Origin of the sequence: Aeromonas sp. 159 (assembly GCF_963862045.1) — a bacterium.
In the GTDB taxonomy this organism is placed as follows: domain Bacteria; phylum Pseudomonadota; class Gammaproteobacteria; order Enterobacterales; family Aeromonadaceae; genus Aeromonas; species Aeromonas veronii.
Map to the genome: position 1 here is coordinate 31,634 of NZ_CAWLMI010000002.1, position 7,075 is coordinate 38,708.

Genomic DNA, 7,075 nt, shown 5'->3' on the forward strand with positions numbered 1-7,075 from the left:
GCCATGGCTTCATGCCGTGGCCTTCTCCACACTGTCGTCAAGTGATTGATCTCTTGGGTTAACAGTGCAGACAAGATCAATTCGAGTCACTGGCAGTATCTGAGCTTTGCCGGGAATTGTCGAGAAAATAGTCGACTCAGGCCGATTGCAGATCTGACAACCGTTGCGCCAGCATCCGGCGACCGTGCCAGGCCCGTTTAAAGCCGAAGCGATAGACAGACGGGCTCACCAGATGGAGCTCCCCCGCCTTGAGATCCAGCAAGGCCATGGCCGCCGCCAGCTCCTCTTCACTCAGTTGCAGATCGAGGCTGAAGTCGAGCCACTGGCCATCGTGACCCACTCGCCGCTCCCGTTCAAGCGCCACCAACTGACTGCGGGGCAGTGCCAGCGCTTCATCCTTGTTGCCATTGAGCAAATAGATATGCTGTTCATCCCACCCCAACTCCGCCAGGCGCCAGGGCTGCCAGCTGCGGGGCAGCGACACCATGATCCCGGTGATGCCACCAAAGACCACGCCTACCCAGTTGAGCAGCGCCATGGCACCCCAGCCATCCCACAAGGAGGCCACCACCACGCCCCAACTCACCAGCAACAGCAGAAAAATGACGCAGCGATAGCGAACCGCTGGCGGCATCAACAGCTGCACCTGCGAACCGGCAAGCAAGGATGTAATACGCATGAAAAGCTCCTGTCATCACGAAATGGCGCCATTGTGAATAGCCATCAGGATGCTGACAAGGGGGTTTTCTTTGTCATCCCCCTATAAAATCAATACCATGGCGTAAATGATTCTCAGTGGAACCCGCTTCTTGACCAGCTCGCAACCCTGTGTGCGCTTTTGTGGCGTCGACAAATTCTATGGCGACTTTCAGGCTCTTCATCACATCGATCTCACCATTGAACGGGGAGAGAAGTGGGTCATCTGTGGCCCGTCAGGCTCGGGAAAATCGACCCTGATCCGCACCATCAACGGGCTGGAGGGGATCGACGACGGCCAGCTGTTCCTGTTTGGCGAGCCGGTAACCCCCGCCTACTTGCGTCGCCTGCAAGGTCGGGTTGGCATGGTGTTTCAGCAGTTCAACCTCTTCCCCCATATGACGGTGCTGGAAAACCTGATGGTGGCGCCGGTGCATACCCTGGGGTTGCGCCCTCAGGAGGCCAAAGCCCGGGCGCTCGGGCTGCTCGAGCGGGTGCGCATTCAGGCACAGGCCGACAAGTACCCCCACCAGCTCTCCGGCGGCCAGCAGCAGCGGGTCGCCATCGCCCGCTCCCTCTGCATGCAACCCGAGCTGATGCTGTTTGACGAGCCCACCTCCGCCCTCGACCCCGAGATGATCCGCGAAGTGCTCGATGTGATCCGCGAGCTGGCTGACGAGGGGATGACCCTGATCTGCGTCACCCACGAGATGGGCTTTGCCCGTCAGGTGGCGGATCGGGTGCTCTTTATGGATGAGGGGAAGATCATCGAGTCGGCCCCGCCCGCCCAGCTGTTCAACGCCCCCCGGCACCCGCGCACCCGGGCCTTTCTCGAACAGGTGCTCAGCTATCATGGCTAGGCTCAATCGCCCCCGCCTGCTTGGCTGGTTGTCAGGCACTGTGATGCTCTCTGCGCTACTGGGCTGGGCGCTCTATAGCGGCGCTCGCCAGATGGGCTATGAGTGGCAGTGGCCGCGGGTGTTGCCCTTTCTCGGCGAATGGGATGAGGGAACCTTTTATGCCGGCCCCCTGCTAAACGGCCTGCTGGTCACTTTGCAGGTGGCGCTGCTCAGCCTGTTGGGCACAATGGCGGTCGGTGTGTGCGTGGTCAGCCTGCGGCTGCTTCCCTCCCGGCTCGGCCCCTGGCTCGCCATCGCCTATCTGGCGCTGGTGCGCACCACGCCCCAGTTGGTGCAGCTCTATATTCTCTATTTCTTGCTGGGCCCCATGCTGGGATTGGCACCTCTTGCCTGCGCCGTGTTGAGCCTCTCCCTCTATCAAGGGGCCTTCACCGCCGAAGTGCTGCGTGCAGGTGTACAGGCCATTCCCAAAGGGCAGTGGGAGGCAGCTCAGTCCCTTGGCTTGTCACGGGCCATCACCCTGCGCAAGGTGATCCTGCCCCAGCTGGTGCGCATCACCTTGCCGCCGCTGACCAACGAGCTGGTCTCCCTTATCAAACATTCGGCGCTGGTGAGTGTGATCGCCATCTTCGATCTGACCAACGAAGGGCGTACTCTGGTTGCCGATACGTTTCTGACCTTTGAGGTGTGGTTTACCGTAGCTGCCCTCTATTTGCTGTTAACCCTGACGCTGTCAGCCTGTTCGCGGGCGCTGGCCCATCACCTGAATCCGGATCAACAAGGACGCTAACCATGAATCTGTCATTCAAGACCACCCTGTCGGGCGCAGCCCTGCTGCTGGCAAGCCTGCTCACTCCGGCACTGGCAGAAACTGCCCCCTCCGACACCCAGGCACAGATCGAGCAGAGCGGTACCCTGCGGGTCGGCATGTCCACCTTCGCCCCCTGGGCGATGCGCGACAAGCAAGGGGCGCTGATCGGTTTTGAGATTGACGTGGCCCGTCGCCTCGCCACAGATAACGGCTGGCAGGTAGAGTTCGTGCCTACCGCCTGGGATGGCATAATCCCCTCCCTGTTGGCGAAAAAATATGACGTCATCATCGGCGGCCTCACCATCACCCCCGAGCGGGAGAAGAGCGTGCGCTTCACCCAGGCCTACTCCCATTCGGGGGTGCAGCTGGCCGCCTCCAGCACCCTGGCCAAAGAGAAGAAAACCGTGGCGGACTTCAACCAGCGCGGGGTGATCCTGGCGGTACGTCGTGGTGCCTCACCGGTACAGGTGGCAAAAGAACACTTCCCCAAGGCCACCCTGCGCCAGTTTGATGACGAGTCACAGGTATTTCAGGAGGTGCTGAACGGCCGCGCCCACGGCGCCCTCTCCTCTTCCCCGAAACCCGAGCAAGAGGCGCTGCGCCATCCGGATGCCCTCTTTATGCCGTTTGCCGAGCCGTTGGCACAAGGCGATGAAGGCTTTGCCCTGCGCAAGGGGGATGATGCCCTGGCTGAGCAGTTCAACGAGTGGATCGCCGCCCGTCAGGCCGATGGCTGGCTCAAGGCGCGCCATGACTACTGGTTCAAGTCGCTGGCGTGGGAAGCGCAGGTCGCCAATCCCTGATGCTGATGGCCCTCAAACAGACCATCCGGCGCATCGTCCGGAAGCCATGTCGGAACATCAACTGGCTGGATGGGGCGATCGCCCTGATCCTGCTGCTGGCTGGCCTCTGGCTGGCCAGCCGCTTGCACATCGGGGTGGCCTATCAGTGGCGCTGGCATGAGGCCTTCGATCTGCTGTTCACCCCAGGCCCTCACGGCGAGTTGCCCTACTTTTTCAGCGGTCTGCTCACCACCTTGCGCATCGCCCTGCTCGGCATGGTGCTGGCGCTGCTGCTCGGCACTGCGCTGGGGGTAGCCGCCTTCAGCCGCCGCCCCTGGCTGGTGATGCCCGCGACCCTGTTTATCCAGCTGATCCGCAATCTGCCGCCGCTGGTCTTTATCTTCATCTTCTACTTCTTTATCGCCAACCAGCTGCTGCCTGCGAGCGGCCTCTCCCGCTGGCTCGGCACCGTATCACTCTCCCCGTGGCAAGAGGCGCTGTTTGGCCCACCTGCCCGCTGGGAGAACCTCATCTCAGGCACCCTCTGCGTTGGCATGATCAGCGCAGCCTTCGTCGCCGAGATCGTCCGTGCCGGGCTGGCCGCCATCCCCCGCGGCCAGTGGGAGGCGGCGCAGAGCCTCGGACTCTCCCCCTGGGTGCGGCTGCGCCATGTGATCCTGCCGCAGGCCATGCTGCTGATGTTGCCCCCCCTCACCGGCCAGCTCATTGCGCTGGTGAAGGATACCGCCATCGTTTCCCTTATCTCGGTGCAGGAGCTCACCTTCGTCGGTACCGAGATGGCCAACTCCAGCGGACTGGTCTACGAGATCTGGCTGCTGGTGGCCGCGGCCTATTTATTTATATGTTTGAGTCTGTTCGTACTGCTGAGCCGACTCGAAGCAAGACAAGGAGCACGCACATGCTGACGTCCCTGTTGCTGGCGACTGTATTGCAAGCGGAAGCCATCGGTGGTTATGCCGCCGGTTGCCTGAAAAACGGCGTATCCCTGCCCCTCGAAGGGCCGGGTTATCAGGTGATCCGCACCAAGCGGCTGCGCTACTACGGCCACCCCGACCTCATCCACTATCTGCAAGCGCTGGCCAACCAGACCCGCATGGCCGGGCTGCCAGATCTCTACATCGCTGATCTGGCGATGGCCCGTGGCGGTCCCTTTGCCTCCGGCCATCGCAGCCACCAGACTGGCCTTGATGCCGATATCTGGTTTCGCATGGCCAACCGCCCCATCAGCAAATGGGAGCAGGATGCCCCCAAGGAGTGGGCGCTGATCGACGAACCCAGCTACAAGATGTTGCCGGGCCGCTTTGGCCCCAAGCAGCTCACCCTGCTGCGGCTGGCGGCCAGCAAGCCCGAGGTGGCCCGCATCTTCGTCAATCCGGTGATCAAATCCACGGTCTGCCAACAGGCAGGCAACGAACCCTGGGTCGCCAAGCTACGCCCCTGGGTGGGTCACTTCAGCCACTTCCACGTGCGGCTGCGCTGCCCGGTAGGCAGCCCCGATTGTGAACCCCAGGCTCCCATTCCGCCCGGCAATGGCTGTGGGGAAGAGCTGGCCTCCTGGCTCAAAGACAAGCCCCAACTGCCCAAGGTCTCCGGCATCAACAAGCGACCCGAACTACCTGCGCGTTGTGGCAACTGACCCCAAGCTGGTATGGTGGTGCACTCTTGGTCGTACACCATCCATGGCGCACTATCGACTCGAAATATCAAAGGAGAACAACAAGATGGCCACATCACTCTGGCGCAGAACCACGCAGAGCCTGTTGACCCTGACCCTGCTGCTCGGCCTGACCGGCTGCGGCATGAACAATATTCCGACCCTGGATGAGCAGGTCAAGGCGAGCTGGGGACAGGTTGAGAACCAGTATCAGCGCCGCGCCGACCTCATTCCCAATCTGGTCGCCACCGTCAAGGGCTACGCCAGCCATGAGCAGGAGACCCTCAAGGCGGTCACCGATGCCCGTGCCCGGGTCGGCAGCGTACAGGTGAGCGATCCTGCCCAGCTCAAGGAGTTTGAAGCGGCGCAGAACCAGCTCTCCAGCGCCCTCTCCCGCCTGATGGTGGTGGTAGAACGCTACCCCGAGCTGAAAGCGGATCAGCAGTTCCTTGCCCTGCAGGCCCAACTGGAAGGAACCGAGAACCGCATCTCGGTGGCTCGCCGCGACTATATCGAGGCGGTGCGCCAGTTCAATACCGAGATCCGCACCTTCCCCGGCGTCATCTGGTCCAAGTTGCTCTACTCGGATCTGGAAGCCAAACCCAGTTTCAGTGCCAAACCCGGTGCCGATGAGGCGCCCAAGGTCAGCTTCCAATGAAGATGATGCTGCGCTGGTTTCTTCCCTGTCTGCTGCTCTGGGCCAGTGCCCTGCAAGCAGCACCGGACTTCCCAGCCCTGAGCGGACGGGTGGTGGATGAAGCCAGTCTGATGTCCCGCAAACAGGCCCATCAACTGACCCAGCAGTTGGCCGCCTTTGAAAAGCGCAGCGGTATCCAGCTGGTGGTGGTCTCAGTCGACAGCCTCGATGGGGAGACTATCGAGGAGTACGGCTACCAGCTCGGTCGCCACTGGGGGATCGGCCAGAAAGGCAAAAACAATGGCGTGCTGTTGCTGATCGCCCAGGATGAGCGCAAGGTGCGGATCGAGGTGGGATATGGGCTGGAAGGCGCCCTGCCCGACGCCATCGCCGCCAACATCATCCATGGCCGCATCCTGCCCGCCTTCAAGCGCGGCGATATGGTGGCCGGGATCATGGCGGGCAGCCAGAGCATCATGAAGGCACTCGCCGGAGAATATCAGCCGGTCGAGCAGCCGAAAAGTGACAACGGCGGCGGCCCCTGGCTGTTTATTCTGGTGGTGATTGCGATGATCGTGCTCCACAACCTGCGCGGCGGTGGTGGCGGTGGGCCAGGAGGACGACGTCGGTCGGCCTACATGGCTGGTGGATTGGGTGCCGGCTCCTTTGGTGGTCGCTCCGGCGGCGGATTCAGCGGTGGCGGCGGCAGTTTTGGCGGCGGCGGAGCCTCCGGTGGCTGGTAACAGGAGTAAAGAGACAAATCATGATTTCTAAACAGTTCTTCCACACGCTTCAGGCAAAGGTGCGCGAAGCGGAGCTAGAGACTGATGCTGAACTGGTCACCGTGCTGGCCCCGGCCAGCGATGGCTATCGCTACATTCCCACCCTCTGGGCGGCGCTGCTGGCGATGCTCACCCCGCTGCTGGTGTTCCAGCTCGGCTTCTGGCTAGGCTGGTACGAAATCCTGCTGGTGCAGTGGTCGGTCTGGCTGCTGCTGAGCCTGCTGTTCCACTGGACCCCCATCAAGATGCGGCTCATCCCGAAGAAGGTTCGCCAGCACCGGGCTGCGCTGATGGCTCGCCTGCAATTTGTCGAGCAGGGGCTGCACCGCACCCGCGACCGGCTTGGGGTGCTGATCTTCGTCTCGGCCGCCGAGCATTATGTAGAAATACTGGTGGATGACGGCATCGCCCAGCATATCGACAACGGCCAGTGGCAGGAGATCATCGACGACTTCGTGGCGCGCGTGCGCAACAAGGAGATCGAACAGGGTTTTCTGGAGTGCGTGGAGCGCGTTAGCGCCATTCTGACCGACGCCTTCCCGGCCACCCGGGATCAAAACGAGCTGCCGGACAGTCTGATCATCCTCGACAAGCCCTGATCCGGTTTAAAAAACCGGCATTCTGCGCAAGGGTTAGGCATTCGGAAAAGATTATGAAAAATAAGGGGAAAAGAGGTTGACCCACACAGCCCTTTCCCCTAAATTACGCCCCGTTCCAGCGCAACAGCGCAGCGAACGAAAATTTGGTGAGGTGTCCGAGTGGCTGAAGGAGCACGCCTGGAAAGTGTGTATACGGCAACGTATCGAGGGTTCGAATCCCTCCCTCACCGCCA

General features: G+C 61.5%; 9 protein-coding genes and 1 tRNA gene. 9 read left to right on the top strand and 1 reads right to left on the bottom strand.

Annotated elements, in window-relative coordinates:
- Positions 1-136 precede the first annotated feature (136 nt).
- A complete protein-coding gene (locus tag AACR14_RS00345; RefSeq protein ID WP_019444711.1) occupies positions 137-679 on the bottom strand; it encodes a hypothetical protein in 543 nt (180 codons plus the stop codon).
- A gap of 106 nt (positions 680-785) precedes the next feature.
- On the opposite strand from AACR14_RS00345, the gene AACR14_RS00350 reads away from it, so the two are divergent.
- The 9 genes from AACR14_RS00350 to AACR14_RS00390 all read left to right on the top strand — a co-directional run bounded on the left by AACR14_RS00350 (position 786) and on the right by AACR14_RS00390 (position 7,075).
- Positions 786-1,556, top strand: coding sequence for an amino acid ABC transporter ATP-binding protein (locus AACR14_RS00350; RefSeq protein ID WP_019444712.1), 771 nt, complete (start codon positions 786-788; stop codon positions 1,554-1,556).
- The gene (locus tag AACR14_RS00355) at positions 1,549-2,346 is read left to right on the top strand and encodes an amino acid ABC transporter permease (RefSeq protein ID WP_019444713.1); all 798 of its coding nucleotides are present in this window, start codon (positions 1,549-1,551) and stop codon (positions 2,344-2,346) included. The genes AACR14_RS00350 and AACR14_RS00355 overlap by 8 nt, the downstream gene beginning before the upstream one ends.
- 2 nt (positions 2,347-2,348) lie before the next feature.
- Complete coding sequence (locus AACR14_RS00360) at positions 2,349-3,170, top strand: transporter substrate-binding domain-containing protein (RefSeq protein ID WP_019444714.1); 822 nt, start codon at positions 2,349-2,351, stop codon at positions 3,168-3,170.
- Positions 3,170-4,075, top strand: coding sequence for an amino acid ABC transporter permease (locus AACR14_RS00365; RefSeq protein ID WP_019444715.1), 906 nt, complete (start codon positions 3,170-3,172; stop codon positions 4,073-4,075). The genes AACR14_RS00360 and AACR14_RS00365 overlap by 1 nt, the downstream gene beginning before the upstream one ends.
- The gene (gene mepA / locus AACR14_RS00370; RefSeq protein ID WP_019444716.1) at positions 4,069-4,806 is read left to right on the top strand and encodes a penicillin-insensitive murein endopeptidase; all 738 of its coding nucleotides are present in this window, start codon (positions 4,069-4,071) and stop codon (positions 4,804-4,806) included. The genes AACR14_RS00365 and mepA overlap by 7 nt, the downstream gene beginning before the upstream one ends.
- An 85-nt stretch (positions 4,807-4,891) precedes the next feature.
- Positions 4,892-5,482 carry a LemA family protein gene (locus AACR14_RS00375; RefSeq protein WP_005346564.1) on the top strand — a complete coding sequence of 197 codons (591 nt, stop codon included), beginning with the start codon at positions 4,892-4,894 and terminating at the stop codon, positions 5,480-5,482.
- On the top strand, positions 5,479-6,204 hold the full coding sequence (locus AACR14_RS00380) for a TPM domain-containing protein (protein ID WP_019444717.1): 726 nt from the start codon (positions 5,479-5,481) through the stop codon (positions 6,202-6,204). Before AACR14_RS00375 ends, AACR14_RS00380 begins: the two co-directional genes overlap by 4 nt.
- Positions 6,205-6,224: 20 nt before the next feature.
- On the top strand, positions 6,225-6,842 hold the full coding sequence (locus AACR14_RS00385) for a TPM domain-containing protein (RefSeq protein ID WP_005337196.1): 618 nt from the start codon (positions 6,225-6,227) through the stop codon (positions 6,840-6,842).
- A gap of 145 nt (positions 6,843-6,987) precedes the next feature.
- Positions 6,988-7,075, top strand: a tRNA-Ser gene (locus AACR14_RS00390).